Here is a 26,498-nt window from a genome sequence, read left to right on the forward strand (position 1 = left end):
TGATAAAACGGTGTCGCCTGCTTTGCCAATCCCCAATCCCCAATCCCGACTCCCCCAATCCCGGCCCCTCAATGACCATCAAAACCCTCGCCCTGCAATGCCGTGATGCTGCGCACGTGCTGTCGCAACTGTCGTCGTCTGCCAAGCAGGCCTTGCTGGAGGCGATGGCCGCTGCGCTGGAACACGATGCGGCGTTGATCCTGGCGGCGAATGCGCGCGATCTGGAGGCGGCGCGTGAGAAGGGCGTGGGCACTGCGATGCTCGATCGTCTGGCGCTGGATTCCAAGCGACTGGACGGTATCGCCGCGGCGTTGCGCGAGGTTGCGCAGTTGCCGGATCCGGTTGGGCAGATCACGCGCGAAGATGTGCGCCCCAATGGCATCGTCGTGCAGAAGGTGCGCGTGCCGCTGGGGGTGATCGCAATGATCTACGAGGCGCGCCCGAACGTGACCGCGGACGCCGCAGCGCTGTGCATCAAGGCTGGCAACGGGGTGATCCTGCGTGGTGGCTCGGAGGCGATTCACTCCAACACCGCGATTGCGCGCGCACTGCAGCGCGCATTGCGTGAGGCCAATGTGCCCGAGGCCGCGTTGACGCTGGTCGAGGATCTGCGCCGCGAAACCATGCTGGAGCTGCTGCAACTCAGCGATATCGTCGATCTGGCGATTCCGCGCGGTGGCGAGGGCCTGATCCGTTTTGTTGCCGAACACGCACGCGTGCCGGTGATCAAGCATTACAAGGGCGTGTGCCATCTGTTTGTAGATGCGTCGGCGGACGTGGACCTGGCCGTGCGTCTGTTGGTCGATGGCAAGGCCAGCCGACCGTCGGCCTGCAATTCGCTGGAGACCTTGCTGGTGCATGCAGACATCGCCGAGCGTTTTCTGCCGGCCGCCGCGCAAGCGTTGCGCGAACGCCATGTGGAGTTGCGTGGCGATGCGGCAACGGGTGCGCTGCTGCCCGATGTCGCGCCTGCCAGCGATGACGACTATGCCGCCGAATTCCTCGATCTGATCCTGGCGATCCGCGTGGTGCCGGATCTGGACACCGCGCTTGCGCATATTCGCCAGTACGGCTCGGACCACACCGAAGTGATCGCCACGCAGAGCAACGCCAATGCCGAACTATTCGTGCAATCGCTGCGCTCGGCAGTGGTCATGGTCAACGCGTCCTCGCGTTTTTCCGACGGTGGCGAGCTTGGCCTGGGCGCCGAAATCGGCATCTCCACCACGCGTCTGCATTCCTATGGCCCGATGGGCCTGGAAGCGCTCACGGTGGAGCGCTTTGTGGTGCGTGGAGAGGGGCAGGTGCGCCACTGAAATGGCATGCGTTGCCTGTGCACTCGTGTGGCGCTGTGCAGTGCAGCGCCACTTGCCGACATCGACTCGATCATGTGGCCTTCTTTTCTCCTCCAAGCACTGTGCTTATCCATTCATCGCTTGTTGGGGAAACGAAGCCAGTTCCTGACAGCCACACCTGTTTCCCGGCGCGGTCCCACTTTTCCATCTTTTCTTTGAACTCGGCGGGATAGTCGTTTGCCCTGCAGGCGATATTGCACCAGGGGTCGCACACATAGATGTCCGCGTCCCAATCTGTCATGTCTGAAGGCAAGGTGCCTGCGCCTGGCACTGGGCCGACGATCGCGGCGGTGTGCGCTGTTCCATTGAAGAAGGCAAGGCGTGCGATCTGGTTGTGATCTTGCTGCAAATAGTGGACGGCCAGGGTCGCCAGTTCACCGCAGTTGTGCGCGTTCCCATCCGTGGCCGCCGACACCACATCCTCTTCCAAGTCATCCACCTGCTGTCGCATCCGGGCGATCTCTGCAGTCGCCCTGTGGATTCGAACGGCCTCCTCGAAGCCAGTGTTTTTCTTTTTGTTGCTCGATTTCAAGCGGGGCGCTTTGTAGTACTGGGCCCTGACGGACTGCATGACCTCGCTGACAGCCCTGAGGCTCGGCGAGAGCGGACGCTGTCGTAAAGACGATCTGCTCACACTCCTGCTAGGGCTCATGCTGCTCAGTCCTGCCAGCACACCACTTGTCTGGTCGGGGCTGTTGACATGCTGCTGCGTGTTGCCCGCCGGCAGCTGCTGGGCTGGAGAACTTTCGGTATATGTGAGTCTTCCGGAATTGACACGATCGACGGAACCGCAAATACCCATGGATGAGCACCTGATTGTTGAAGGCCGCTTCATCATGTGCAAGAACATCCCTGTCGAAAAATGGAAGCGCGAAGCGATTGACTTGTGTGCGAATCGTGGGCATCAGCATCGCCTCCAGCACGCGATGCGCGACCAATGGAATACTGAGCGATACATGGACTCTGGTGGTTCAGATGCCTGGACGGCGCCTTGCGATCAGTCTCCGTGTTCCCCAACCCGGCAACCACGACCTTTGACACTCCCCCGGCAGGCCGCCGTCTGCCTACAGTTGACGACTGCCCCCGCACGTTTCGGAGTCGTCGATGCGCCGTTTTGCCGCCTGCCTGCTCGCCACCGCCATTGCTGCCGCCACCGGTAGCACGATGGCGCAAACCTCGCCGATGACGCCGGATATCACCGGCAAGCCGTTCGTGGCAGGCGACGCCGCCAACGACTACGTCAAACGCGAGGTGATGATCCCGATGCGCGACGGGGTCAAGCTGCATACGGTGATCGTGCTGCCCAAGGGCGCGCGCAACGCGCCGATCGTGCTCACGCGCACGCCGTACGACGCCAGCGGCCGCACCGAGCGTCTGGCCTCGCCGCATATGAAGGATCTGTTGTCTGCGGGCGATGACGTGTTCGTGGAAGGCGGTTATATCCGCGTGTTCCAGGATGTGCGCGGCAAGTACGGCTCGGAAGGCGAGTACGTGATGACCCGGCCGCTGCGTGGCGCGCTCAATCCCAGCGAGGTCGACCATGCCACCGATGCCTGGGACACCATCGATTGGCTGGTGAAGAACCTCAAGGAGTCCAACGGCAAGGTCGGCATGATCGGCTCCTCGTACGAAGGCTTCACCGTGGTGATGGCACTCACCAACCCGCATCCGGCGCTCAAGGTCGCAGTGCCGGAAAGCCCCATGGTGGACGGCTGGATGGGCGACGACTGGTTCAACTACGGCGCGTTCCGCCAGGTGAACTTCGATTACTTCACCGGCCAGCTGACCCAGCGCGGCAAGGGCACCGGCATCGCGCGCCAGGGCCATGACGACTACAGCAATTTCCTGCGCGCCGGCTCGGCCGGTGACTTCGCCAAGGCGGCGGGTCTGGAACAACTGCCGTGGTGGCACAAGCTCACCGAACACGCCGCCTACGACAGCTTCTGGCAGGAGCAGGCACTGGACAAGGTGATGGCGCGTACGCCGCTGAAGGTGCCCACGATGTGGCTGCAGGGCCTGTGGGATCAGGAAGACATGTGGGGCGCCATCCACAGCTATGCCGCGATGGAGCCGCGCGACAAGAGCAACACGCTCAACTACCTGGTGATGGGGCCGTGGCGGCACAGCCAGGTCAATTACGACGGCAGCGCGCTGGGTGCGCTGAACTTCGATGGCGATACCGCGCGGCAGTTCCGCCACGATGTGTTGCGCCCGTTCTTCGACCAGTACCTGGTCGATGGCGCGCCGAAAGCCGCCACGCCGCCCGTGTTCATCTACAACACCGGCGAGAACCATTGGGACCGCCTGCAGGCCTGGCCACGCAGCTGCGACAAGGGCTGCGCCGCCAAGAGCAAGCCGCTGTATCTGCAGGCGGGCGGCAAGCTGTCGTTCCAGGCGCCAACGGCTGCGCAACCGGCGTTCGAGGAATACGTGTCCGACCCGGCCAAGCCGGTGCCGTTCGTGCCACGCCCGGTCGACTTCGGCGACCGCAGCATGTGGACCACCTGGCTGGTGCACGACCAGCGCTTCGTCGATGGCCGCCCGGACGTCCTCACCTTCGTCACCGAGCCGCTGACCGCACCGCTGCAGATCGCCGGCGCGCCGGATGTGCATCTGCAGGCGTCCACCAGCGGCAGCGACAGCGACTGGGTGGTCAAGCTGATCGATGTCTACCCGGACGAGATGGCGGCCGACCCGAAGATGGGCGGCTACGAGCTGCCGGTGTCGATGGCGATCTTCCGCGGCCGCTACCGCGAAAGTTTCAGCACGCCCGCGCCGCTGGCAGCCAACCAGCCGCTGGCATTCCAGTTCGGCCTGCCCACTGCCAATCACACCTTCCAGCCGGGCCACCGGGTGATGGTGCAGGTGCAGTCCAGCCTGTTCCCGCTGTACGACCGCAACCCGCAGACCTATGTGCCCAATGTCTTCTTCGCCAAGCCCGGCGATTATCAGAAGGCGACCCAGCGCGTGTACGTGGCGCCGGGGCAGGGCAGCTACATCAGTCTGCCGGTGCGTTGACGCCACGGGCGCTGCGTGCCGGCGGCGCCCATACGTCTTCCAGCCACTGCGGGCGGCAGGCCACCCAGGCGGCCACCAGCTGGATCACGATGCAGGCGGCCAGGAACAGGAAGGGCGAGGTCCAGCCGCCGCGGTGGGCGTGCAGCCAGCCGAACAGGAACGGCCCCAGGCAGCTCACCAGGTAGCCCATGCCCTGCGAAAACCCCGACAGTGCCGCCGAGCCGGCGGCAGTGCGGCTGCGCTGGTTGACCAGCACCAGTGCCAGCGGGAACGTGCTGGGCCCCAGGCCGAGCAGGGTGACCCACAGGATCGGCGCCGCCAGCGGTGCCCACCACAGCCCGGCGAACGCCACCAGGTGGCAGGCCGCGCACAGCAGCACGATGGGGAACGGGTTGCGCAGGCGCACCGCCAGGGCGGGCATGGTCAGCGCGCCAACCATGCCCAGCGCCGAGAACAACGCCACCATGGTGCCGCCGAAGGCGGGCGAGGCACCGGCCTCGCGGAACAGCGTCGGCAGCCAGGTGAACATCGAATAGGTCACCAGCGAGGTCATGCCGAAGGTCAGCGCCATGCTCCAGCCCAGCGCAGTGCGCGCCACGCGGCCTTCGGCCTCCGGGGTGGGCGTCACCGGCGCCGGCCCGGTCGCGGCCAGGCGGCGATGGCGCGCATGCACCAGCGCCCAGGCGATCAACGCCAGCAGCGCCGGCAGCATCCACACCATCATCGAACTGCGCCAGCCCCAGGCATCGGCCACCGGCACCGCCATCAGCGCCGGCAACAGCGTGCCCACCTGCAGCACGGTGATGTACAGCGTGCTGACGCCACCCACGCGGTCACCGAAATAGCGCTTCACCAGCGGCGGCAGCACCACGTTACCTACGCCCATGCCGGCCAGCGCCACCAGCGAGCCCAGCAGCAATCCGCCGGTGCCCGGCAACAGCGGGCGCACCAGCAAACCGATCGTGGCCAGGCCCATGGCAATCAGTGCGGTCTGCAGCAGCCCGAACCGGCGCAGCAACGCGGGCGTGGCCACGCCGGTGAGCGCGAACGCGGCAGTGGGCAACATGCCCAGCGCGCCCATCGTGGGGGCACCAAAATCGTACTCATGCGCGATGCGTTCCAGCAGCGGCGTCAGCGAGGTCACCGCCGTGCGCAGATTGAACGCAGACAACAGAACCGCAGCCAGCACCACTCCGCGACCACGTCGCTGTGTGGAAGGTGAGGCAGCGGCAGAAAGTGCACCAGACATGACAGACCGTCCGCACCGACCACAGCATTATGGCGGCGCCTGAAAACACAAAACCGGCACGAGGCCGGTTGTGTGTTTTGAAACTTGGTCGGGGAGACAGGATTCGAACCTGCGACCTCTACGTCCCGAACGTAGCGCTCTACCAGACTGAGCTACACCCCGAAGGAGCCGCGTATGTTACATAGGGAATGCCAAATCGGCAAGCACTGCAGACAACTTTTTTATCAATGCGGTGTGTCTTGCTCGCGCGCCTCGAACCACATGCCGTTGAGCACGGCAGCCAGTGCGGCCAGACCGGTGCCAAGAATCCATGCGAAATACCACATCGGTGTTGCTCCTTGTTGCGTTGAAGTGTGGGCATGCGAGCGGTGGTGCGCCGTGCAGCAGCGCCCGCAGGTGTGCGCTCAATACGCGTTGGGATTGCCGGCCATCTCTTCGGCGGTGACCTTGCCCTTGAGCACGCGGTAGACCCAGGTGGTGTAGGCGATGATGATCGGCAGGAACACCGCAGTGGCCAGCAACATGATCCACAGCGTCAGCCGGCTGCTGGAGGCATCCCACAGCGTCAGGCTCGAGCCCGGTGCGCTGGAAGAGGGCAGCAGGAACGGAAACAGCGCAAAGCCCACGGTCAGGATGATGCCGGCGATGGCACTGCCCGAGGCAATGAACGCCAGGCCGCCACGGCGTGCGCGCAGCAGCGCCGCGTTGAGGGCCAATCCCAGCAGGCCGACCAGCGGCGCCAGCGCGGTGGCCGGCATGCTGCGGTAGTTGTGCAGCCAGCCACCGGCGGCGGTGAGGGCGGCGGTCTTGCCGAGCGGGTCGGTGGCCGCGTCGGTCACCGTTGCCGAGGTCACCACATAGCCGGGCAACCCGACCGCCACCCAGGCACCGGCACCTGCAAACAACGCCACGCCGAGCACGGCCGCACTACTGCCGTAGCGCGCCGCGCGGTCCGCAACCAAGCCGTCGGTCTTGAGCACCAGCATCGCCGCGCCATGCGCCACCAGCATCGCCACGCTGAGCAGGCCGGCCAGCAACGCGAAGGGCGTCAACAAGCCGAAGAAACTACCGGTGTAGAACACGCGCAGGCTGTCGTCGAAATGGAATGGCACACCCAGCACCACGTTGCCCACCGCCACGCCCATGATCAGCGCCGGAATGAAGCCGCCGACAAACAGCGCCCAGTCCCAGTTGCTGCGCCAGCGCTGCCCCGGCAGCTTGCCGCGGTACTTGAAACCCACCGGGCGCAGGATCAGCGCAAACAGGATCACGAACATCGCCAGATAAAAGCCCGAAAAGCTCACCGCATACAACGGTGGCCAGGCTGCGAAGATCGCCCCGCCACCGAGCACCAGCCACACCTGGTTGCCTTCCCATACCGGGCCGATGGTGTTGACCACCATCCGGCGCTCGGCATCGGTGCGCGCCACAAATGGCAGCAGCGTGCCCACGCCCAGGTCGAACCCGTCCATGACCGCAAACCCGATCAGCAGGATGCCGAGCAGTAGCCACCAGATCACGCGCAGCGTTGTGTAGTCCAATCCAATGAAATCCATGGGTGTCTCCGACCGTTACGGTTGAGCGCCAGCCAGCGCATCGCCGGCATGCGTGGGGGCAGGGGAGGTGGTGTCACGCAAGGCGGGAAAGAACGCGTCCGGGCCCTTGCGGATGGCGTTGAGCATCAGCTTGATCTCGATGATCAGCAGCACCGTGTACAGCGCCACGAAGCCGCCCAGCGAGAGCAGGATCTGGTGCAAGGCAAGACCGGAGGCGGCATAGAACGTGGGCAGCACGCCTTCCACCGCCCACGGCTGGCGGCCGTATTCGGCCACGAACCAGCCGCATTCGATGGCGATCCACGGTGCCGGCAACGACCACAGCGCCACCGTCAGGAACCAGCGCTTGTCTTCGAAAGTGTGCTTGCACGAGAACCAGAACGCGGCGGCGAAGAAGACGATCAGATAGAAGCCCAGTGCCGCCATCACCCGGAACGTCCAGAACAGCGGCAAGACGCGCGGCACGGTGTCTATAGCTGCCTGTGCAATCTGCTCTGGCGTGGCGTTGCCGATGTCATCGCGATAGCGCTTGAGCAGCAGCCCGTGGCCCAGATCCTGCCAATGCGCATCGAACACCTTGCGTGCTTCAACATCGTGCTTGTCGGCACGCAGGCGTTGCAATGCACCGTAGGCGATCTGCCCGCCGCGGATGCGGTGTTCGGCACGCTTGACCAGATCCAGGATGCCGGGGATCTGCTGGTCCAGCGAGCGCGTGGCCACCAGCCCCATCAGGTAGGGCAGCTGGATCGCGTAATCGTTGCGGTGTGTGGTCTGGTTGGGAATGCCGAACGCGGTGAAGTTGGCCGGTGCCGCTTCGGTCTCCCACATCGCCTCGATGGCGGCCAGCTTCATCTTCTGGTGTTCGTTGGCGGCATAGCCGCTCTCATCGCCGAGCACCACCACCGACAGCGCCGAGAACAGGCCGAACGCCGCAGCCACCGCGAACGAGCGCCGGGCCAGCTCTCGGTGTGTGCCGCGCAGCAGGAACAACGCACTGATCGACATCACGAACATCGCGCCGGTAACGTAGCCCGCGCTCACCGTGTGCACGAACTTGGCCTGCGCCACCGGGTTGAACAGCACCGCCATGAAGTCCACCACTTCCATGCGCATGGTGTCCGGGTTGAACACCGCACCGGTGGGGTTCTGCATCCAGCCGTTGGCAATCAGGATCCACAGCGCCGACAGGTTGGTGCCCAGCGCCATCAGCCAGGTCACCGTGAGGTGCTGCACGCGTGAGAGCCGGCTCCAGCCGAAAAAGAACAGGCCGATGAAGGTCGCTTCCAGGAAGAACGCCATCAGGCCTTCGATCGCCAGCGGCGCGCCGAAGATGTCGCCGACATAGTGGCTGTAGTACGACCAGTTCATGCCGAACTGGAACTCCATCACGATGCCGGTGCCGACACCCATGGCGAAATTGATGCCGAACAGCACGCCCCAGAACAGCGTCATGCGGCGCCAGACGTCCTTGCCGGTCATGACATAGACGCTCTCCATGATCGCAATCATGAAAGAGAGCCCCAGGGTCAGCGGGACGAAGAGAAAGTGGTACATCGCGGTCAGTGCGAACTGCAGCCGCGACAGTTCAACGACTGTCGAGTCGATCATGGCAGGGTGGACCTGGTTGAGTGTCAGTAGGAACACAGCGGATGATCTGCCCCTGCCGCGCCCGGCGCGTTGATCCAAATCAAGGCGGCCACCGATGGGTGCGTCAGACTGTCCAACCCGCAGCCGTGGGATGGCGACTTACAATTGCGATCCGCCGCGATGTCTTCCGAGAGCGATGTGAGCCAGCCCAGCGTGCCAGCCAGCGAAACGCCCGCGCAGCGCCGCCAGCGCGGCCAATGGCTGGACGCGCTGGCCGCACCGGTCATGCGCGCGCGCCGTCTGGCGGGCGTGGCGGTGACGATTTCGGGCGTGTTATTGCTGCTGCAGTCCGCCGCCATCGCCTGGCTGATCCAGTCCGTGCTGGTGCAGCACCGGCCACTGGCGGAACTGGGCCATGTCGGCCTGGGCCTGCTGGGTGCGGCGATCGGTCGCGCGCTGTGCGGCGCATGGGCGCAATCGCTGGCCGGCGAGGTGGCCGATGTCGCCAAACACGCCTTGCGCCTGCGTATTGCACGGCGCCTGCTCGAACACGGCCCGGTGTGGTTGCGCCGCCAGCGCAGCGGTGAACTCGGTGAACTGAGCCTGGCGCATAGCGACGCGCTGGAAGGCTATTTCGTCGGTTACCAGCTGGCGCGCACCGAAATGCTGGTGGTGCCGGGGTTGATCCTGCTGGCGGTGTTCTCGGTGGATTGGGTGGTGGGCCTGGTGCTGTTGCTCACCGCGCCGCTGATTCCGTTTTTCATGATGCTGGTGGGGTGGGGCGCCGAAGCCGCCGGCCGCGAGCAACTGGGTGAGTTGGCGCGCATGGGCGGGCACTTTGCCGACCGCCTCAAGGGCCTGGGTCTGCTGCGGGTGTACGGCCGTGGCGAGGCCGAATTGGGCGGCATTGCTGCAGCCGCCGACGGCGTGCGCGAACGCTCGCTGAAAGTGCTGCGCATCGCGTTCCTGTCCTCCACCGTGCTGGAATTCTTCGCCTCGGTGAGCGTGGCGATCGTGGCGCTGTATTTCGGGTTGAGCTACCTGGGCATGCTGGATCTGCACGGGCTGCCGAGCCTGGGCACAGGCATATTCTGCCTGCTGTTGGCGCCGGAATTCTTTGCGCCTCTGCGGCGGCTGGCCGCGCACTACCACGACCGCGCCAACGCGCTGGCCGCGGTGTCCGAAGCCGAGCGCCTGCTGCACGGCTTTGCACCGCCTGCGGTGGCGGTGCAGGTGCCGGCAGTGCCGGCGAGGCCGCTGGAACCGGCACAGGCGCACGCGCCGTTGCTGCAGGCACGTGGGCTGGCAGTGCGTCCGCCCGGTTCGCCGGTGCAGGTCGTGCGCGATTTTTCGCTGGCGCTGGAGGCCGGCCAGCGTGTCGCACTGGTTGGCCCCAGCGGCAGCGGCAAGAGCACGCTGTTGGAAGGCCTGGCCGGCTGGCTGGAGTTGGAGGGCGGCAGCCTGGCCGTGCGGCCGGGCGTGCGCATCGGCTATGCACCGCAGCGGCCCTACCTGTTCCACGGCAGCATCGCCGACAACCTGCGCCTGGCCGATCCACAGGCCAACGACGCCCGCCTGCGCGCAGTGGCCGACGCGGCGCAGGTGCTGCGGTTTGCCACGCATCTGCCAGACGGGCTGGACACGGTGATCGGCGAGCGCGGCTTCGGGTTATCTGGCGGCGAAGCCCGGCGCGTGGCCTTGGCACGGCTGCTGTTGCGGGAGCCCGATGTGCTGTTGCTGGACGAGCCCACGGCCTTTCTCGATCCTGACACCGAGGCCGACCTGCTGCGCAGCCTTGCGCTGTTCGCGCGTGGACGCGCTGTGGTGCTGGCCACGCACAGCGCCGCAGTGATGCAGTGGGCCGACACGGTGATCGATCTGCGCGGCGCGCGCGTTGCGATGGAGCAGCCATGAGACACCCGGCACCCGATCGCCTGTGCGATGTGTTTACCCGCCACCTGTGGCGGTTGCTTGTGTCGGCCGTGTTGGTACTGGTTACCGCGTTGGCGGGCGTTGGCTTGCTCAGCCTGTCTGGCGGATTTCTCACCGCCGCGGCCCTGGCCGGTGTTGCCGGGTTGGGCTCGGGCTTCAATTTCTTCTCGCCCTCGGCCGGGATCCGGGCGCTGACGTTCGCGCGGATCGTGTCGCGCTACGGCGAGAAACTCATCGGCCACGACGCCACCTTGCGCATCGCGCGCGATGCGCGGGTGTGGTTCTTCCGTCGCGCCTTGCCGCTCGCACCCGGACGCCTGTCGGCCACACGCACCGGTGACCTGCTGGCGCGGCTGATGTCCGATATCGGCGAGGTCGATGGCGTCAGCGTGCGCGCGCTGGCACCGTTGTCTGCATTGCTCGGTGCGTGGTGCGCCGGCGTGATGGCCGCCGCGTTGATCTACCCGCCGGCTGCAGGGCTGCTGGTGGTGCTGGGGCTGCTGATCGGCGTGCTGGTGCCGTGGCAGGTGGCACGTGGCGGCGCCGCGCGCGAGCTGCGCCGCACCCAGCAGCGCGCCGCCTTGCGCACGCAGGCCTTCGAGGGCCTGGAGGGCGCGGCGGATCTGGCCGCGGTAGAGGCACAAGGCACCTGGGTCACCCGCATCGACACCGCCGCCACGGCCTTGGCACAGGCTGACCGCAGCCAGCGGCGGCACCTGATCGGCGGCAATCTGCTGCATGCGCTCTGCGGCGGTATCGGCCTGGCGGGCATGCTGTGGCTGGCGCTGGATGCGGCCGAGCGCGACCTGATCGACGCCGCGATGGCAGCCGGCCTGGTGTTCCTGACCATGGCCTTGCTGGAGGTGTGGGCCGGCGCCGGCCTGGCGTTGCAGGCGCTGCAGAGTGCGCGCGTGGCCGGGCAGCGCCTGCAGGCGATCGTGGACCAGGCGCCTTCGGTGCAGGACCCGCCGCAGCCAGTCGCGGTGCCGCCCAGCGGGGTGCTGGAACTGCGCCAGGTGCGCTTCGCCTGGCCGGGTGCCGCGCGGCCGGTGCTGCAGGCGGTGGACCTGCGGCTGGGCCCGGGCGAGCGCATCGCCATCAGCGGCGATAGCGGCAGCGGCAAGAGCACGCTGTCGGCCCTGCTGCTGCGGCTGTGGGACCCGCAGGACGGGCAGGTGGACTACGCCGGCATCGCGCTGCGCGCGTTCACCCAGGCGCAGTGGCACCAACGCATCGCCTGGCTGCCGCAGAACGCGCCGGTGTTTGCCGGCACCGTGCGCGAGAACCTGGCCATTGGCGATGCCACTGCCAGCGATGCCGCGCTATGGGCCGTGCTCGATCAGGTGCGCCTGCGCGACTGGGCCACCGCCCAGAACGGCCTGGAGACCTGGGTGGGCGAAAACGGCGCCACGCTTTCGGCTGGCCAGGCCCGCCGGCTTGCACTGGCACGCGCGCTGTTGCGCGATGCGCAGATCCTGCTGCTGGACGAACCCACCGACGGCCTGGACGTGGATACCGCACATGCGCTGTTGATTGACCTGGCCGCCGCCCTCGGCCAGCGCAGCCTGGTGATGATCACCCACGACAGCGTGCCCGACGGCGTGGTGCAGCGGCGCTACCGAATGCGGGACGGGGTGCTGGAAGCGCTGCCCTGAGCGAGACGCACCTGTCCCGGTGCGTCTCGCAGTCACGGTGCCGTGCTCAGTCCAGCACCGCCCGGAGCGTGGCCATCAGCCCCGGCTGCAGCCAGGCCCACAGCAACAGGCCGACATTCAACCCGGCGGTGATCCAGAACGTCAGCTGGAACGCGGCCTTGCTGCATTTATGGCGAAACCATTCCTGCGCCAGCAACGCGCCAGGCCAGCCGCCCAGCACACCGATCAGGTGCAAGGTGGCTTCCGGCGTCCGCCATTGGTTGCGTTGCGCCGCAGACTTGTCGATGGCGTAGGCCAGCACAGCCACCCCACTGGCGGCTACATACCAGAGCAGCACCAGCAACGGCAGCCGCTGCAGCACGACGGCGGCGACGATCGCGCCCAGGAACATCACCGCAATGAACTTGCGCGGCAAGCCGCTGCCGCGTTGCCGGGTCCTGGCCTGGGTGCTGCGGTCTGCCCAGCGCACCTGCGTGGCCTTCAGCCGCGCGTGTGCATCGCGCTGCACCGCGTAGGTGAGCACATCGCCATTGCAGGGCCGCCGCCGCTGCGGCCCAAATGCGCCGATATGCACGAAGGCACGCTCGCCACCGCCATGCGGCACGACGAACCCGAAGCCCTTGTGGTCATCCCAATCGCTCAGACGCCCCTGATAACGCATCGATCCCCCACCATGAGCGGCTCAGCAGTCTGCAAGAAAGGCCCGCACTGCCGGGCCGAAGCGAGCGAAATCCACCAGGAAGGCATCGTGGCCCTGCGGGGAATCCAGGCCCAGGAACTGTGCATCGGCGCCCCCGGCACGCAGGCCTTCGGCGATCTGTTCCTGCTGCTGCACCGGGAACAGGATGTCGGTGTTGGCGCCGATCGCCAGTGCGCGCGCGATGCGGATCTGCGCCAGCCCTGCCAGCACGCCGGATTCTGGCGCTGCGGCGTCGGCGCGTGTGTCCGGTGCGTACTCGGCCAGGTCGAACCAGTCCATCGAGCGGCTTAGATAGAGATAGCAGTTGGGATCGAAGAAGCGCACGAAGCGGCGTGCATGGCCTTCGAGATAGCTTTCGACCTGGAATTCGAGCCCGAACGGATCCTCGGCGGTCTGTTCGGAATCCAGCCGCACGCGGCCGAAACGGCCATCCCATTCCAGCGCCGAGCGGTAAGTGATCACGCCCAGCTTGCGCGCCATGCGCATGCCCGATTCCGGGTACTGCGCATCGTCGTAGTGGCCGCCGTTCCAGTGCGGATCCAGGCGGATCGCTTCGCGCTGCAGCGAGCGGATGGCGATCGAAAACGGCAACGCCTGCGCGCTGCCGGAGATATTGATGTGGCTGCGCGCGATGCCCGGGTGGCGCAGCAGCAACGCCAACGCGGTCATGCCGCCCATCGAGTTGCCGATCAGGCAGGCCAGCTGCGCGATGCCCAGTGCACGCACCACATCGGCCGCGGCGTCGGCGACATCTTCGATGGACAATTCGGGGAATGACAGCCGGTAGGGAGCGCCGGTGGCCGGGTCGATCGAAGCCGGGCCGGTGGAGCCCTTGCAACTGCCCAACGAGTTGACGCACACCACGAACCAGCGATCGGTGTCGATCGGCTTGCCCGGGCCCACCATCGCTTCCCACCAACCGGGCTCGGGGTTGCCGGCATTGGCCGCGGCGTGGGCATTGGGCGACAGGCCGGTGACGATCAACACGGCATTGCCGTGGTCCGCGTCCAGCGTGCCCCAGGTTTCATAAGCCACCCTGGCCTGATGCAGCACGCCGCCGCGTTTCATCGGCAACGGCGAGGGCAGGGCGTGGAAGCGGGTACCGGTGGGAATGAATTCGGTCATCGCGTGATTCTATCCGGCATGGCGGGAGCCGGCATGCGCACGGTTGGCACGCGCTTTCGTGGTGGGGGGGCGTGGGCACTGCGCTGCGTTGAAGGTGCCTGTTTCCGGCGATGTGATCGCTTTAGAGCGGCTAACAAAACGTAGCGAGCAGTGGTCAGGTGGTTGCTGATGGCGCGGAGGAACCGGAGTGTACGTGGGTACATGAGGATTCCGAGCACCGGCCGCGCCCGCCTGGCGGCTGCGCAGTCGTTTTGATAGCTGCTCTGAATGCCGAAGTGTTTCCGCGCGCGCCCGGAGTGCTATGCGCTTACAAGCGCGCAGCACTCAGCGGCCGATGACCAGCTCCACCTGCGCATCGGTGGGCAACTGCACCGTCACCGGCGTGCTTTCCACATCGTCGCTCTGGCGCATCGCATTGCCGCTGCGCGAGAGCCGGGCCACCAGTTGCACCTTGTCCAGCGACGACAGCGTGCGCGTGGGCATCGGGCTGTCGCCATCATCCAGGGTGACGGTCAACGGCAGCGCGCTGAGCGGGTGTTTTTCCACCGCTACCGGCATCGGGGTGTCGGCGGAGCGTGCAATCACGAACACACTGGTGTCGGCGGGCAAGCCGGCGCGCTTGGCGAACTCGGCATCCAGCATCACCCGCACGCGAATCGCCTTGCCTGTGCCGGCCGTGGCAGTTGCCGGTGCGGTGGCCTGGATCGGCTCCAGCTTGGCCTCGCGGCGCGCGGCATTGATCTGTTCCAGCAGCCCGGGGCGGGTCTTGGGGTCTACCACCTCCAGCAGCGGTAGCCAGGTAGCGCTGGCCGCGGCGGGCTGCCCGGCCTGGCGTTGCACCACGCCCAGGAACCAACGCGCACGCTCGTGTTCGGGCTGCACCGCAAGCGCATGTTCGAGCAGGCGTTGCGCCTCGTGATCCGGCTGCGGCGTGTCGTCGGCGAGCATGCGCGTCTGCGCGGCGGCCACCAATACATCCGGCTCGTCCGGGCGCAGCGCCACGGCACGGGCAAATGCATCGCGCGCTTCGGCGAACTTCTCCTGGCTCGACAGCGACCGCCCCAGCAGCACCCAGCCTTCGGCCTGGTCTGGGTTGCGCGCCAGGGCAGTGCGCAGTTGCATGATGGCCTCGTCCAATATGCGTGGCGTGGCCGGGCGGTCGGCGGTCTGTTCGATCGCCGCCGGCGTGCCAACCAGCCAGTAAAGCGCGGCGCTGGCCGCCAGCAGCAACACCACCAGCGCACCGGCCAAGCCGCGCGCCTCGCGCCACAAAGGGCGCAGCACCAGGCCGAAAGCCAGTACCGCCAGCACCACGATGCACGCGACAAAGATCGCCATTACCACTCCTGCTCGTCGACGCTGGTGGTGGGCGCTGCCGCACTGCGCCGCCGCACCACCAGCGCCACCGCCGTGCCGCCGAGCAGTAGCACCAGCAACGGGCCGAACCACAGCAGCCAGGTGCGCGATTCGACCTGCGGCCGGTACAGCACGAACTCACCGTAGCGGGCCACCAGAAACTGGCGGATCTGCGCGTCGCTGCGGCCTTCGTGCATCAGCGCCAGCACTTCGCGGCGCAGGTCCTGTGCAATTTGCGCGTTGGAATCGGCCAGCGACTGGTTCTGGCATTGCACGCAACGCAGCTCGGCGGTGAGCGCATGAAAGCGCGCTTCCTCGGCGGCCGAGCGGTACTGCAGCGGCGAGGGGTCGCCCATTGGCTGGGCCAATGCCAGCCAGGGCCACAGCAACAACGCGAGTAGCCAGGCGCGTGTCATCGGGCGGTGTGCAGGTCCGGCGCGGCGCTGGGCGAGCGCTCGATCTTGCTCAGCGCCGGAATCAGCTGCGTGTCGATGATGGACTGGGTCAGCATGCCGCTGTACTTCCAGCGCACCACGCCGCGGCCGTCGACCAGGAAGGTTTCCGGTGCGGCGGCAATGCCGAAGTCGATCGCGGTGCGGCCATCGGTGTCGGCGACCACCAGCAGATACGGGTTGCCCAGTTGTTCGAGCCAGCGCAAGGCATCGGCGCGCTCGTCCTTCCAGTTATAGCCGATCACGCGCACGCGCTTGGTCAGTGCGAAGCGGCTCAGCACCGGATGTTCTTCGCGGCAGGCCGGGCACCAGCTGCCCCACACGTTGATGATGTAGGGCGCGCCGCGCAGTTCGCGCGCATGCACGATGATGCTGGGGTCGTGCAGCAAGGGCAGCGCGAACTCCGGCGCCGGCTTGCCGATCAGTGCCGACGGCAAGGCGTCGCGGTCGTCATTGCCCGAACGCACCACGGCGTAGACCAGCAACGCCGCCAGCGCGAGCAGCAGGATACCCGCTCCCACAAGCATGGCGGTGGGCAGGCGGGAGGTGCGGGGGTCAGACATTTAGGGACTCCGGAGAACGACGGAAACGCCGGTCGGCCGCGGTGACCAGGCCGCCGAGCGCCATCAGCAGCGCTCCCAGCCAGATCCAGCGGACAAACGGTTTGAGATGCACGCGCACCGCCCAGGCCTGATTGCCCAGCGGTTCGCCCAGGGCGACGTAGAGATCGCCAAACGGGCCCGGGCGGATCGCCGCCTCGGTCAGGGTTTGGCCGCCACTGGCGTAGCGGCGTTTTTCGGCATGCAGCGTGCCCACTGCGGCGTCGTCCTTGAACACCTGCAAGGTAGCGCGGTCGGAGACGTAGTTCGGCCCGCGGACTTCTTCCAGCCCGTCGAAGTGCAGCGCGTAGCTGCCGATCTCCATCTGCTGGCCGGGTGCCAGCGCGACTTCACGCTGCAGGCTGAGCGATTCCACCAGCAAGGCACCGGCCAGGAACACCGCCACGCCCGTGTGTGCCAGCGCCATGCCGAGCATCTCGGCGGTGAACTTGCGCCCCTTGGCAGCGCGGCGCGTCCACAAAAAACGCAGCGTGCCCAGCACCACCCAGGCCGCCCCCGCCACGCCGAGTGCCGCTTTCAGCTGGCCCTGCGGTGCGGCGAACCAGGCCAGCACCCCGAGCACGGCGGCCAGCGCGGCCCAGGGTGCGAGTATCGCCAGCGGACGCGAGGGTTGGTCGCGCTGCCAGCGGGTCAGCGGCCCGAACGGCAGCAGCGCCACCAGCGGCGCCATCAGCACCAGGAACAGCGTGCCGAAGTAGGGCGGGCCAACCGACAGTTTGCCCAGGCCCAGCGCATCGGCCAGCAGCGGGTACAGCGTGCCCAGCAGCACCATCGCGCAAGCGCAGGCCAGCAGCAGGTTGTTCAACAGCAACAGCGTTTCGCGCGAGCTGCCGGCAAAGGCCCGGCGCGGGTCATCGCCCTGCGACAACCGCGGCGCGCGCAGCACATACAGCAGCAACGAGCCGCCGACCACGCTCAGCAGGAACACCAGGATGAACACGCCGCGCGAGGGATCGGCCGCAAACGAATGCACGCTGGTCAGCACACCCGAACGCACCAGGAAGGTCCCCAGCAGCGACAGCGCGAAGGCGGCGATTGCCAGCAGCAGCGTCCAGCTGGCAAAGCTGCCGCGTTTTTCGGTGACCGCCTGCGAGTGCAGCAGCGCAGTTCCGACCAGCCAGGGCATGAAGCTGGCGTTTTCCACCGGGTCCCAGAACCACCAGCCACCCCAGCCCAGTTCGTAATACGCCCACCAGCTGCCCAGCGCGATGCCTACGGTAAGCATCGACCAGGCAATGTTGGTCCATGGCCGCGTCCAGCGCAGCCAGCGTGCGTCCATGCGGCCTTCCAGCAGCGCGGCAATGGCGAACGCGAACGGCACCGCAAAGCCCACATACCCGCAATAAAGCATCGGCGGATGGATGATCAGGCCCGGGTCCTGCAGCAGCGGATTGAGGTCGGCGCCTTCCAGCGGCACCGGCATCAACCGCGCGAACGGATTGGAGGTGAACAACAGGAACGCCAGGAAGCCGATGCTCACCAGCGCCATCACGCCCAGCACGCGTGCGATCACCTGGGCGGGCAACTGCCGCGACCAGATCGCCACCGCGCCCGTCCATAGCGCCAGCACCAGCGTCCATAGCAGCAACGAGCCTTCGTGTGCGCCCCAGACCGCCGAATAGCGATAGATCAACGGCAGCAGCAAGTTGGAGTTCTCGGCCACGTATCGCACCGAAAAATCCTGCACCAGGAAAGCGTGCGTCAATACCGCGAACGCCGCAGCGATCAGTGCCAGCTGCACCAATGCGGCGGGGCGGGCAACCGCCATCCAGGCACTGCGCCCGCGCTGTGCGCCGGCCAGCGGCACGACGGCCTGCACCAGCGCCACCAGCAGCGCCAGCACCAGCAGGAAGGTACCGAGTTCAGGCAGCATCGGCCTGCCTGTCATTCCTACAACGTCGGATGGCCGGCGATACCGCGCGTCTGCGTGGCAGCGTATGGCCGTCAGTCGCGGTGCCGTCGATCTGTGCGTCGCGGTCTACCAAGGAGGTCACCGTCACTGGGTCACCTTCGCCGGCGCGACCTGGTGCTTGCGATGCGCACTACCCATCTTGTCGGCGACTTCCTTGGGCATGTAGGTCTCATCATGCTTGGCCAGCACGTCCTCGGCCACGAACACACCTTGCTGCATGCGGCCGGTGGCCACCACCGCCTGACCCTCGCGGAACAGGTCGGGAAGGATGCGGTCATAGCGCACCGGCAATTGCGCGTCGCCGTCGGTGACGCGGAAGTGCGCTTCCAGCGAGCCGGCTTCGCGCCGGAACGAGCCTTTTTCCACCATGCCACCCAAACGGAAACGCGCATGCTCCCCGGCCTCGCCGCGCAACACCTCGGCCGGCGTGTACAGATACGCCACGTTGCGCTGCAGGGCCATGGCCACCAGCGTGGTCGCCAGGCCACCGGCCAGCACCAGCGCCAGCACCAGCCACAGACGGCGGCGACGTTGCGGGTTCATCGGGTCAGCTCCACATCGGTGGGCAGTGTGCGTTTGCGCTCGCGCAGGCGCCGCGCCTGCGCTACTTTCAAGGCTTTGCGCACCTGCCAGCGGACGGCGATCAAATCCCACAGCAGCACCAGCGCGAACACCGCGTAGGCCGCAATCACATAGGGCAGATAATTCATGCCGTGCCCTCCGCATCGCGCATGATCCACGCCTTGCCGGCTTCGCGGCGCAGGTTGTCGGCACGCGCCCGCGTGAGCAGCGAGCCGGCAAACCAGAACTTGGTGCCGATCACCATCAGCCACAGCGGCAGCAGCATGCTGGCATCGATACTGGACGGGCCCAGCAGACGGATGCTCTGGCCCTGGTGCAGCGAATTCCACCACACCACCGAATAGCGGATCACCGGCAGCAACGCAACGCCGACGATTGCCAGCAGGCTCGCGGCCCGCGCGGCCTGACGGCGGTCGTCGATGGCGTGATACAGCCCGATCACGCCCAGGTACAGAAACAGCAGGATCAATTCGGTGGTCAGGCGCGGGTCCCAGTCCCACCAGGCGCCCCACATCGGCTTGCCCCAGATGCTGCCGGTGAGCAGGGTGATCACGGTAAAGGCGGCGCCGATCGGCGCGCAGGCCATGGCCAGGATCTCGCACACCTTGATGCGCCAGATCAGCGCGATGGCCGCGTACAGCGCCATCAGCCCGAACACGAACAGGCTCATCCATGCGCTGGGCACGTGGATATACAGGATGCGGAAGCTATCGCCCTGCTGGTAGTCGGCCGGCACCGCGAACAATGCCTGCCAGATGCCGATGCCCAGCAATACCGCCGCCAGCGCATAGCACCACGGCGCCCAGCGCGCGGTAAAACGGTCGAAGATCGGCGGGGAAGCAACGTGGTGGAACCAGCGGGCGACGACGTTCATGCGATGGCGATGGCTCTCGGTATGACAATTGCTCGCGGAGCGGAGTGTCGCATCAACGCCGCATCGACTGCATTGGTCAGCTCAGTGAAATACGGATCGCGGCTGCCGCAGCCAGCGGTGCCAAAACCACGCCGATCACCAGGCCGGCCCCCAACAACAACAACGCACCCACCGCATCCTGGCCTTGTCCGCTGGCCGCCACACTGCCGGCGCCGAACACCAGCACCGGCACATACAGCGGCAACGCCAGCAGCGCCACGAGAATACCAGAGCGTTTCATGGTGACTGTCAGCGCTGCAACCACGGCGCCGAGCAGGCTCAGAAGCGGTGTTCCCAGGGCCAACGATGCCAGCAGCACGGGCAGTTGGTCATGTGGCAGGTGCAGCAATTCGCCCAGCAACGGGGTCACCGCGATCAGCGGCAGTGCGCTGGTGGCCCAGTGCAACAGCACGCGCACCGCGATCAACCAGGCCAGCGGCACCGGCGCGAGCAGCCATTGCTCCATCGAGCCGTCTTCGACATCGCTGCGGAACAGCGCATCCAGCGACAACAGCCCGGCCAGCAGCACCGACAGCCACAGCACCGCCGGCGCGGCCTGCGCCAACAGGTCCGGGCGCCCGCCCAGGCCCAGCGCGAACAGCACCACGATCAGCAGCGCAAACAGCGCCGGTTGCAGCGCATCGCTGCGGCGGCGCCACAGCAGTTGCAGGTCGCGGCGCACCAGCGCCCGCCCGGCCTGCCACAGCGAGGGTTGCGGCGAATGCGCGCTCATGCGGCGGCCTCCAGGGTCAGCATGCGCGTGCGCACCGGCGGCGCGGCATAGGCGCCGTGCGTGGTGACCAGGGCCGCGCCACCGCCACGCAGATGCGCGGAAATCATCCGGTTGACCAGGGTGATGCCCTCCAGATCCAGGTTGGCATAGGGTTCGTCCAGCAACCACAGCGGGGCCGGCGAGAGCCACAGCCGGGCCAGCGCCAGCCGCTTGCGCTGGCCGGCCGAGAGCTGCCGCACCAACGCATCCTCGTAGCCGGCCAGGCCCACGATGGCCAGTGCACTGCCAGGCATCTGCTTGGCCCGCCGGCCGTGCAGGCCGCACAGGAAATGCAGGTTTTCCAGCGTGCTGAGGTCAGCCTTGAGGCCGGGCAGATGCCCGAGGTAGGCCATGAAGCGGCTGCGGTCGCCACGGCGAGCGGTCTTGCCGTCGATCAGGATCTCGCCGCGCTCCACGTGCAGCAGCCCGGCCAGCACGCGCAGCAGCGTGGTCTTGCCGGCGCCGTTGTCGCCTTGCACCAGCAAGGCCTCGCCGGCATCGACATGGAAGTCCAGCGGGCCGAACACCGGCTCCTCGTTGCGGCTGAAGGCCAGCGCGCGCGCAGCCAGCAACGGCGGCGCAGTGTGGAGCGGATCGATCATCGGCGCAGCGGGCTCCCGTCGCAGGACGGCATGGGAAGGGCGGGACAGGGCGCGCATTGTAGCGGCGATGCGTACGGCCCGGGGCCGCGCATGCGGTGTGATGTGTCCGGGAACGCTGTTTTGCGCATCGCCCGGCGCACTGGCTGGGCGGGTTGCGTACACTCGCGGTCCCCTGTTTGTCGACCGGAAACGCGCGATGCCCGTCACGACCAAGCTGCCCAAGGTGGGCACCACCATCTTCACCGTCATGTCGCAGCTGGCGGCCGAGCACGGCGCGGTCAACCTGGGCCAGGGCTTCCCGGATTTCGCGGTGCCGCAGCGGCTGGTCGACGCACTCGGCCAGGCCATGGCCGCCGGGCACAACCAGTACCCGCCGATGACCGGTGTGGCCGCGTTGCGCCAGGCCATCGCCGGCAAGGCGCAGCGCTGCTATGGCGCGCAGGTGGATGCCGACACCGAAATCACCGTCACCAGCGGCGCCACCGAGGCCATCTTCAACGCCATCCACGCGGTGGTGCGCGCGGGCGAAGAAGTGATCGTGCTGGACCCGGCCTACGACTGCTACGAGCCGGCCATCGATCTGGCCGGGGCACGCGCCGTGCACGTGGCACTGGACCCGCAGACCTTTGCCGTGGATTGGGATGCGCTGCGCGCGGCGATCACGCCGAAGACGCGCTTGCTGATGATCAACTCGCCGCACAATCCCTCCGGCGCGATGCTCTCGGCCGCCGACATGCAGACCCTCACCGAGCTGCTGCATGGCACCGACATCTTCCTGCTGTCTGACGAGGTCTACGAGCACATCGTGTTCGACGGCCGCCGGCACGAGTCGGTGCTGCGCTGGCCGGAATTGCGCGCGCGCGCGTTCGTGATTTCCAGCTTTGGCAAGACCTACCATTGCACCGGCTGGAAGATCGGGTATGCCATCGCGCCGCCCGCGCTGAGTGCTGAATTCCGCAAGGTGCACCAGTACAACACCTTCACCAGCTTCGGCCCGGCGCAGCACGCGTTTGCCGCGATGCTGCGCGACGAACCCGAGCACGACGAACAACTGGGCGCGTTCTATCAGGCCAAGCGCGACCGCTTCCGCGAGCAGCTGCTGACCACACGGCTGGTCCCGCTGCCGGTGCCGGGTGGTTATTTCCAGCTGGTTGACTATTCGGCCATCAGCGACCTGCCCGACACCGAGTTCGTGAAGTGGCTGACGGTGGAGAAGGGCGTGGCGGCGATTCCGCTGTCGCCGTTCTACGAAACCGCACCGGCCGGGCAACGCCTGGCGCGGCTGTGTTTCGCCAAGAACGATGCCACGTTGGATGCGGCGATTGCGCGGTTACAGCAGCTTTGAGGAGCTGGGATTCGGGAATCGGGATTGGGGAGTCGCAAAGCATAGCCATCGCCTGGCGTGATCCTGATCTCTGCCCGTTGACCTCGCGCCTGCTGGTGCCGCTTTTCCCGTTCCCCACCCTCGATTCCCCATTCCCGAGCCAACCATGCACGACCTGCGCATTTCCCTCGTTCAAGGCAGCACCCGCTGGCACGATACAGCTGGCAATCGCGACTATTACGGCGCGTTGCTGGAGCCGTTGGCCGGGCAGAGCGATCTGGTGATCCTGCCGGAAACCTTCACCAGCGGGTTTTCCAACGAGGTCATCGACAAGGCCGAGGCCATGGACGGGCCCACCGTTGCGTGGATCCGCACTCAGGCCGCGCGGTTGGGGGCGGCGATCACCGGCAGTGTGCAGTTGCGCACCGAGCACGGTGTGTTCAACCGGCTGCTGTGGGCCACGCCGGATGGGGCGTTGCAGTACTACGATAAGCGCCACCTGTTCCGCTTCGGCAACGAGCATCTGCGCTATGCGGCCGGGCGCGAGCGCCTCTGCGTCGAGTGGAAGGGGTGGCGGATCAACCCACAGGTCTGCTACGACCTGCGCTTTCCGGTGTTTTGCCGCAACCGCTTCGATGTGGAGCGCCCGGGCCAACTGGATTTCGATCTGCAATTGTTCGTCGCCAATTGGCCGTCCGCACGTGCCTACGCCTGGAAGACACTGTTACGCGCGCGCGCGATCGAGAACCTGTGCTTCGTGGCGGCGGTCAATCGCGTCGGGGTGGACGGCAACCAGTTGCACTACGCCGGCGACAGCGCGGTGATCGATTTCCTCGGCCAGCCGCAAGTGGAAATCCGCGAACAGGAACAGGTGGTGACCACCACGATCAGCGCAGTCGCGCTCGCTGAGCACCGCGCGCGCTTCCCGGCGATGCTGGATGCGGACAGCTTTGTGCTGGGCGAGTAGGTGTGAGTGGGGATTGGGGAGTCGGGATTGGGGATTTGCAAGGGCGGGAGTGCTGACGCCTGATTTATCTGCGGGATGCTTCCGCCTGGAGCAGCTGAAAGCGGCTCGCCGTGGAACACCTGCGTTTCCGTTAAGGCGTAGGCCGCTTCGGCGCGCGACGGCTAGAGCCTGACATTGCATTGCGCTTGCCTGGGCTGCCAGCCGCTAATCACTCGGAAGTGGTGGGCGACTCTCCCTGTTCGCTCCGCGCTTCGCAGCTACTGCGCGTGCTTGCCGGCCGCGGCGTGTGGCAGTGGTGTGAGCCGGATTTCATAGAGCATCGGCCAACGTTTGCCGGTGACGAACAAGCGGTCGTGCTCGGCGTCGAATGCGATGCCGTTGAGCACATCGTTGGTGGAGTCGGTCAGTGCGTCGGCGTCCGGCACCAGCGCTTGCAGGTCGATCCAGGCCACTACCTTGCCGCTGGCCGGATCGATGCGCGCAATGCGCGAGGTCAGCCAGACATTGGCTAGCAGCTCGCCGTTGACCCATTCCAGCTCGTTGAGATTGTCCAGCGGCCGGCCGCCGGCGGTGACCTTGATGCTGCCGACCTGCTGCAATGTGTCCGGATCCAGTTTGCGGATCACTGCGGTGCCGTCGCTCATGTACAGGTGGCTGTCATCGCTGGTCAGCGCCCAGCCTTCACCCGGATAGCGGAAACGCGCGCGTGGCGTCAGCGTCGCCAGGTCGTAGACGAAGCCTTCGTGGTTACGCCAGGTCAGCTGGATCAGGCGGTCGCGCCAAGCCACGATGCCTTCGCCGAAATACGGTGGCGGCACCTCGGCGCGTTGCAGGATGCGCCCTGTTTCCAGGTCCACCTTGCGCACGCTCGAACGCCCGGTCTCGCCAGTGCTTTCGTACAGATGGCCGCGCAGATAAAACAGGCCTTCGGTAAAGGCAGTGGTGTCGTGCGGATAGCGCTTGACCACGCGATAGCCCTGCGTCGGGACCGGGTCGCGGGCAACTGCCATGGCCGGCAGGAGTGCGAGGATGAGTAGCAGGGCAGGGACGAGACGTGGCATGAGGTGATCATCCCATGCCGGCCAAGACCGAAGCCAACCGCACCGCGATCTGCTCGATCAACGCTGGATGCAAAGCCACCTGCGCGTTGGGATGCGGCATGCAGAGCCAGTGATCCCATTGGTTCCGGTGCGCGGCGACTAACCGTCCCTCGATCCGGCTGCTCAAGGCTGCATCAAGCGCACCTATGCATCGAAGATGCCGGACGCGAGGTCAGTGACGCCTTCGATTCCGATAGGGCAGTCGACAAAGCAACGGCCCCCAGCGGCGGCTCGGCCTTGCGCCTTCGCGCCGCCAGCGCTTCGCTCCGACGGCGGCGCCCACCGGCACGGGATGCCACGCGGTGAACTGCGCCGTCTGCGCCTTGCACGCGCCCCAACGATTCGCTGAACCGGTGCTTGCACGGCGCGGGGACCTTGTCGCGGCCGCCACACCGGCGCTGCTAGGCTCGCGCCACGTCCATCACCGGAAGCTGCACATGATCAAGTCGTTCTCTCTGTTCGCGCTGCTGGGCGTCGCCACGCTCGCGCCGCAGGCCCAGGCAGCAGGCAACATCGACTGCAAACTGTCGTTCAATCTCGAAGGCTGGTCGGTGTTCTACAAGACCGCCAGCGGCACCGGCACCATCACCTGCGACAACGGTGCGGTGATTCCGGTGAAGATCTCCAGCAAGGGCGGTGGCCTGACAGTCGGCAAGTCCAAGATCACCGGCGGCCGCGGCACCTTCTCCGGTGCATACAGCCTCAATGATCTGCTGGGCACCTATGCGGCCGCCGAGGCGCATGCCGGCGTGGTCAAGTCCAGTACCGCACAGGTCGTCACCAAAGGCGACATCTCGCTAGCCCTGGCCGGGACGGGTGAAGGTGTGGACCTGGGCGTCAATGTAGGCAACTTCGTGATCGAGCGTCGCAAGTAAGACGCGGCAGATCGCGCTGAAGACGGCACTGCACACAACAAGCGCATCTGTACGCGAGAGGCTTTGTTACCTAGAGATAGGTAACAAAGCCTCTAGAGGTCTGTAGCGATGGCGGCAGTGCGTTGGCCGCACTGACTTTGATTGACGAGTGAAATGATGTCGGGATGGCAGCGACATTGCGCGGATCGAGTGAACTTGATCAGACCGGCAACTAGTCGGACGGCCGCACGGCATGCACTGCTCGCACATGCACACCGACACTCTGGACTGGTCCTTGCCCGCCCACCGGCGCGCGGGACCTTATGCGGCATGGATGCCGTAGAAGAGCTTACATGGACGTACTTGCAGCGTGTCCTGCGACGGTGGGCGGGCCAGGGCCCTGCAGCCAAGCCGCAGATCAGCCGCTGTGCAAGTGATCTATCCGCACTGTCCAACCACTCCAAGACAGGAGAAGACAATCGAAATGTCGAGTCTTAGCCGCATTTGGATGTAGTCAAAAAAAGCTTGGTTAGTCGAGGGCGCGTTGCCCTCACCGCTTGCGGGACACGCCGCAAGTACGTCCATGTAGTCTCGGTGGCGGCATCCATGCCGCCACACGGTCCCGCAAGCGGTGAGGACATCGCACCTGGCAACGTGGTTGTGTGCTGATGGAACCACAAAGCCGGCCGCGCCCGCACAGCGGTGTTCCGTTGGCCGCTCTAAAGCTGCCTCGCGTGCCGGTTCGCTGCGAGCCACAGTTAATGTCTCGCGCTTACTTCAATGTATCGCGTGATTCACGCAGACATGATCCAAGCGATAACGAAAAACGGCCCTTCGCAGGGCCGTTTTTTTATTGCACGTCTTGTA

General features: G+C 66.3%; 25 protein-coding genes, 1 tRNA gene and 1 other RNA gene. 7 read left to right on the forward strand and 20 right to left on the reverse strand.

Features of this window, described 5'->3' with window-relative positions:
- Nucleotides 1-71 precede the first annotated feature (71 nt).
- Entirely contained in the window at nt 72-1,316 is a 1,245-nt protein-coding gene (locus ACD584_RS19995; RefSeq protein WP_076035650.1) for a glutamate-5-semialdehyde dehydrogenase, read from the forward strand.
- 70 nt (nt 1,317-1,386) lie between these two features.
- Here the strand turns inward: ACD584_RS19995 and ACD584_RS20000 are convergent, their stop codons facing one another.
- The gene (locus ACD584_RS20000; protein ID WP_228438079.1) at nt 1,387-1,887 is read right to left on the reverse strand and encodes a hypothetical protein; all 501 of its coding nucleotides are present in this window, start codon (nt 1,885-1,887) and stop codon (nt 1,387-1,389) included.
- A gap of 572 nt (nt 1,888-2,459) precedes the next feature.
- On the opposite strand from ACD584_RS20000, the gene ACD584_RS20005 reads away from it, so the two are divergent.
- Nucleotides 2,460-4,373 (forward strand): CocE/NonD family hydrolase, encoded by a 1,914-nt coding sequence (locus tag ACD584_RS20005; protein ID WP_076035652.1) that lies wholly within the window; start codon nt 2,460-2,462, stop codon nt 4,371-4,373.
- On the opposite strand, the gene ACD584_RS20010 is transcribed toward ACD584_RS20005, so the two are convergent.
- From ACD584_RS20010 to ACD584_RS20030, 5 genes are all read right to left on the reverse strand, one after another.
- Nucleotides 4,354-5,622, reverse strand: a complete 1,269-nt coding sequence (locus ACD584_RS20010) for an MFS transporter (protein WP_012438181.1) — start codon at nt 5,620-5,622, stop codon at nt 4,354-4,356. The two genes, ACD584_RS20005 and ACD584_RS20010, sit on opposite strands and share 20 nt — an antisense overlap.
- 85 nt (nt 5,623-5,707) lie before the next feature.
- Nucleotides 5,708-5,784 (reverse strand) — tRNA-Pro (locus tag ACD584_RS20015).
- Between the two features lie 62 nt (nt 5,785-5,846).
- Nucleotides 5,847-5,948 carry a cytochrome bd-I oxidase subunit CydX gene (gene cydX / locus ACD584_RS20020; RefSeq protein ID WP_011037379.1) on the reverse strand — a complete coding sequence of 34 codons (102 nt, stop codon included), beginning with the start codon at nt 5,946-5,948 and terminating at the stop codon, nt 5,847-5,849.
- A gap of 78 nt (nt 5,949-6,026) precedes the next feature.
- A complete protein-coding gene (gene cydB, locus ACD584_RS20025; RefSeq protein ID WP_076035653.1) occupies nt 6,027-7,178 on the reverse strand; it encodes a cytochrome d ubiquinol oxidase subunit II in 1,152 nt (383 codons plus the stop codon).
- A gap of 15 nt (nt 7,179-7,193) precedes the next feature.
- On the reverse strand, nt 7,194-8,786 hold the full coding sequence (locus tag ACD584_RS20030; RefSeq protein WP_076035654.1) for a cytochrome ubiquinol oxidase subunit I: 1,593 nt from the start codon (nt 8,784-8,786) through the stop codon (nt 7,194-7,196).
- Nucleotides 8,787-8,945: 159 nt separating this feature from the next.
- Here ACD584_RS20030 and cydD point away from each other — a divergent pair, with 159 nt between their 5' ends.
- Nucleotides 8,946-10,679, forward strand: coding sequence for a thiol reductant ABC exporter subunit CydD (gene cydD / locus ACD584_RS20035; protein ID WP_076035655.1), 1,734 nt, complete (start codon nt 8,946-8,948; stop codon nt 10,677-10,679).
- On the forward strand, nt 10,676-12,352 hold the full coding sequence (gene cydC / locus ACD584_RS20040; protein WP_076035656.1) for a thiol reductant ABC exporter subunit CydC: 1,677 nt from the start codon (nt 10,676-10,678) through the stop codon (nt 12,350-12,352). The genes cydD and cydC overlap by 4 nt, the downstream gene beginning before the upstream one ends.
- A gap of 46 nt (nt 12,353-12,398) precedes the next feature.
- Here the strand turns inward: cydC and ACD584_RS20045 are convergent, their stop codons facing one another.
- From ACD584_RS20045 to ccmA, 12 genes are all read right to left on the reverse strand, one after another.
- Nucleotides 12,399-13,013: a cold shock and DUF1294 domain-containing protein gene (locus tag ACD584_RS20045; RefSeq protein ID WP_014507919.1), complete on the reverse strand. Its 615-nt coding sequence runs from the start codon at nt 13,011-13,013 to the stop codon at nt 12,399-12,401.
- Nucleotides 13,014-13,034: 21 nt separating this feature from the next.
- On the reverse strand, nt 13,035-14,177 hold the full coding sequence (locus ACD584_RS20050) for a homoserine O-acetyltransferase (RefSeq protein ID WP_076035657.1): 1,143 nt from the start codon (nt 14,175-14,177) through the stop codon (nt 13,035-13,037).
- Nucleotides 14,178-14,305: 128 nt separating this feature from the next.
- Nucleotides 14,306-14,380, reverse strand: a non-coding RNA gene (locus ACD584_RS20055) — sX9 sRNA.
- A gap of 121 nt (nt 14,381-14,501) precedes the next feature.
- The gene (locus ACD584_RS20060) at nt 14,502-15,515 is read right to left on the reverse strand and encodes a tetratricopeptide repeat protein (protein ID WP_175611444.1); all 1,014 of its coding nucleotides are present in this window, start codon (nt 15,513-15,515) and stop codon (nt 14,502-14,504) included.
- The gene (locus tag ACD584_RS20065; protein WP_040941232.1) at nt 15,515-15,949 is read right to left on the reverse strand and encodes a cytochrome c-type biogenesis protein; all 435 of its coding nucleotides are present in this window, start codon (nt 15,947-15,949) and stop codon (nt 15,515-15,517) included. The genes ACD584_RS20060 and ACD584_RS20065 overlap by 1 nt, the downstream gene beginning before the upstream one ends.
- Nucleotides 15,946-16,548 carry a DsbE family thiol:disulfide interchange protein gene (locus ACD584_RS20070; protein ID WP_076035659.1) on the reverse strand — a complete coding sequence of 201 codons (603 nt, stop codon included), beginning with the start codon at nt 16,546-16,548 and terminating at the stop codon, nt 15,946-15,948. The genes ACD584_RS20065 and ACD584_RS20070 overlap by 4 nt, the downstream gene beginning before the upstream one ends.
- Nucleotides 16,541-18,478 carry a heme lyase CcmF/NrfE family subunit gene (locus ACD584_RS20075; RefSeq protein WP_076035660.1) on the reverse strand — a complete coding sequence of 646 codons (1,938 nt, stop codon included), beginning with the start codon at nt 18,476-18,478 and terminating at the stop codon, nt 16,541-16,543. The genes ACD584_RS20070 and ACD584_RS20075 overlap by 8 nt, the downstream gene beginning before the upstream one ends.
- 123 nt (nt 18,479-18,601) lie before the next feature.
- Nucleotides 18,602-19,060 (reverse strand): cytochrome c maturation protein CcmE, encoded by a 459-nt coding sequence (gene ccmE, locus ACD584_RS20080; protein ID WP_011037368.1) that lies wholly within the window; start codon nt 19,058-19,060, stop codon nt 18,602-18,604.
- Nucleotides 19,057-19,227 (reverse strand): heme exporter protein CcmD, encoded by a 171-nt coding sequence (ccmD, locus tag ACD584_RS20085; RefSeq protein ID WP_076035661.1) that lies wholly within the window; start codon nt 19,225-19,227, stop codon nt 19,057-19,059. The genes ccmE and ccmD overlap by 4 nt, the downstream gene beginning before the upstream one ends.
- Nucleotides 19,224-19,973 (reverse strand): heme ABC transporter permease, encoded by a 750-nt coding sequence (locus ACD584_RS20090; protein ID WP_070691323.1) that lies wholly within the window; start codon nt 19,971-19,973, stop codon nt 19,224-19,226. The genes ccmD and ACD584_RS20090 overlap by 4 nt, the downstream gene beginning before the upstream one ends.
- Before the next feature lie 76 nt (nt 19,974-20,049).
- Nucleotides 20,050-20,745 (reverse strand): heme exporter protein CcmB, encoded by a 696-nt coding sequence (gene ccmB / locus ACD584_RS20095; protein ID WP_011037365.1) that lies wholly within the window; start codon nt 20,743-20,745, stop codon nt 20,050-20,052.
- Nucleotides 20,742-21,386 (reverse strand): heme ABC exporter ATP-binding protein CcmA, encoded by a 645-nt coding sequence (ccmA, locus tag ACD584_RS20100; protein ID WP_011037364.1) that lies wholly within the window; start codon nt 21,384-21,386, stop codon nt 20,742-20,744. Before ccmA ends, ccmB begins: the two co-directional genes overlap by 4 nt.
- A gap of 196 nt (nt 21,387-21,582) precedes the next feature.
- Between ccmA and ACD584_RS20105 the strand changes: the two genes are divergently transcribed.
- Nucleotides 21,583-22,731, forward strand: a complete 1,149-nt coding sequence (locus tag ACD584_RS20105) for a pyridoxal phosphate-dependent aminotransferase (RefSeq protein WP_011037363.1) — start codon at nt 21,583-21,585, stop codon at nt 22,729-22,731.
- 145 nt (nt 22,732-22,876) lie between these two features.
- The gene (locus ACD584_RS20110; protein ID WP_070691330.1) at nt 22,877-23,677 is read left to right on the forward strand and encodes an amidohydrolase; all 801 of its coding nucleotides are present in this window, start codon (nt 22,877-22,879) and stop codon (nt 23,675-23,677) included.
- Nucleotides 23,678-23,934: 257 nt separating this feature from the next.
- Here ACD584_RS20110 and ACD584_RS20115 read toward each other — a convergent pair whose 3' ends face one another.
- Nucleotides 23,935-24,738, reverse strand: a complete 804-nt coding sequence (locus ACD584_RS20115) for a glutaminyl-peptide cyclotransferase (RefSeq protein WP_011037361.1) — start codon at nt 24,736-24,738, stop codon at nt 23,935-23,937.
- A gap of 7 nt (nt 24,739-24,745) precedes the next feature.
- Nucleotides 24,746-24,904: a hypothetical protein gene (locus ACD584_RS20120; protein WP_157382683.1), complete on the reverse strand. Its 159-nt coding sequence runs from the start codon at nt 24,902-24,904 to the stop codon at nt 24,746-24,748.
- 310 nt (nt 24,905-25,214) lie between these two features.
- Here ACD584_RS20120 and ACD584_RS20125 point away from each other — a divergent pair, with 310 nt between their 5' ends.
- Nucleotides 25,215-25,652: a hypothetical protein gene (locus ACD584_RS20125; RefSeq protein WP_011037360.1), complete on the forward strand. Its 438-nt coding sequence runs from the start codon at nt 25,215-25,217 to the stop codon at nt 25,650-25,652.
- The last annotated feature ends 846 nt before the right edge of the window (nt 25,653-26,498 follow it).

Origin of the sequence: Xanthomonas sp. NCPPB 2922 (assembly GCF_041520885.1) — a bacterium.
GTDB lineage: Bacteria > Pseudomonadota > Gammaproteobacteria > Xanthomonadales > Xanthomonadaceae > Xanthomonas > Xanthomonas campestris.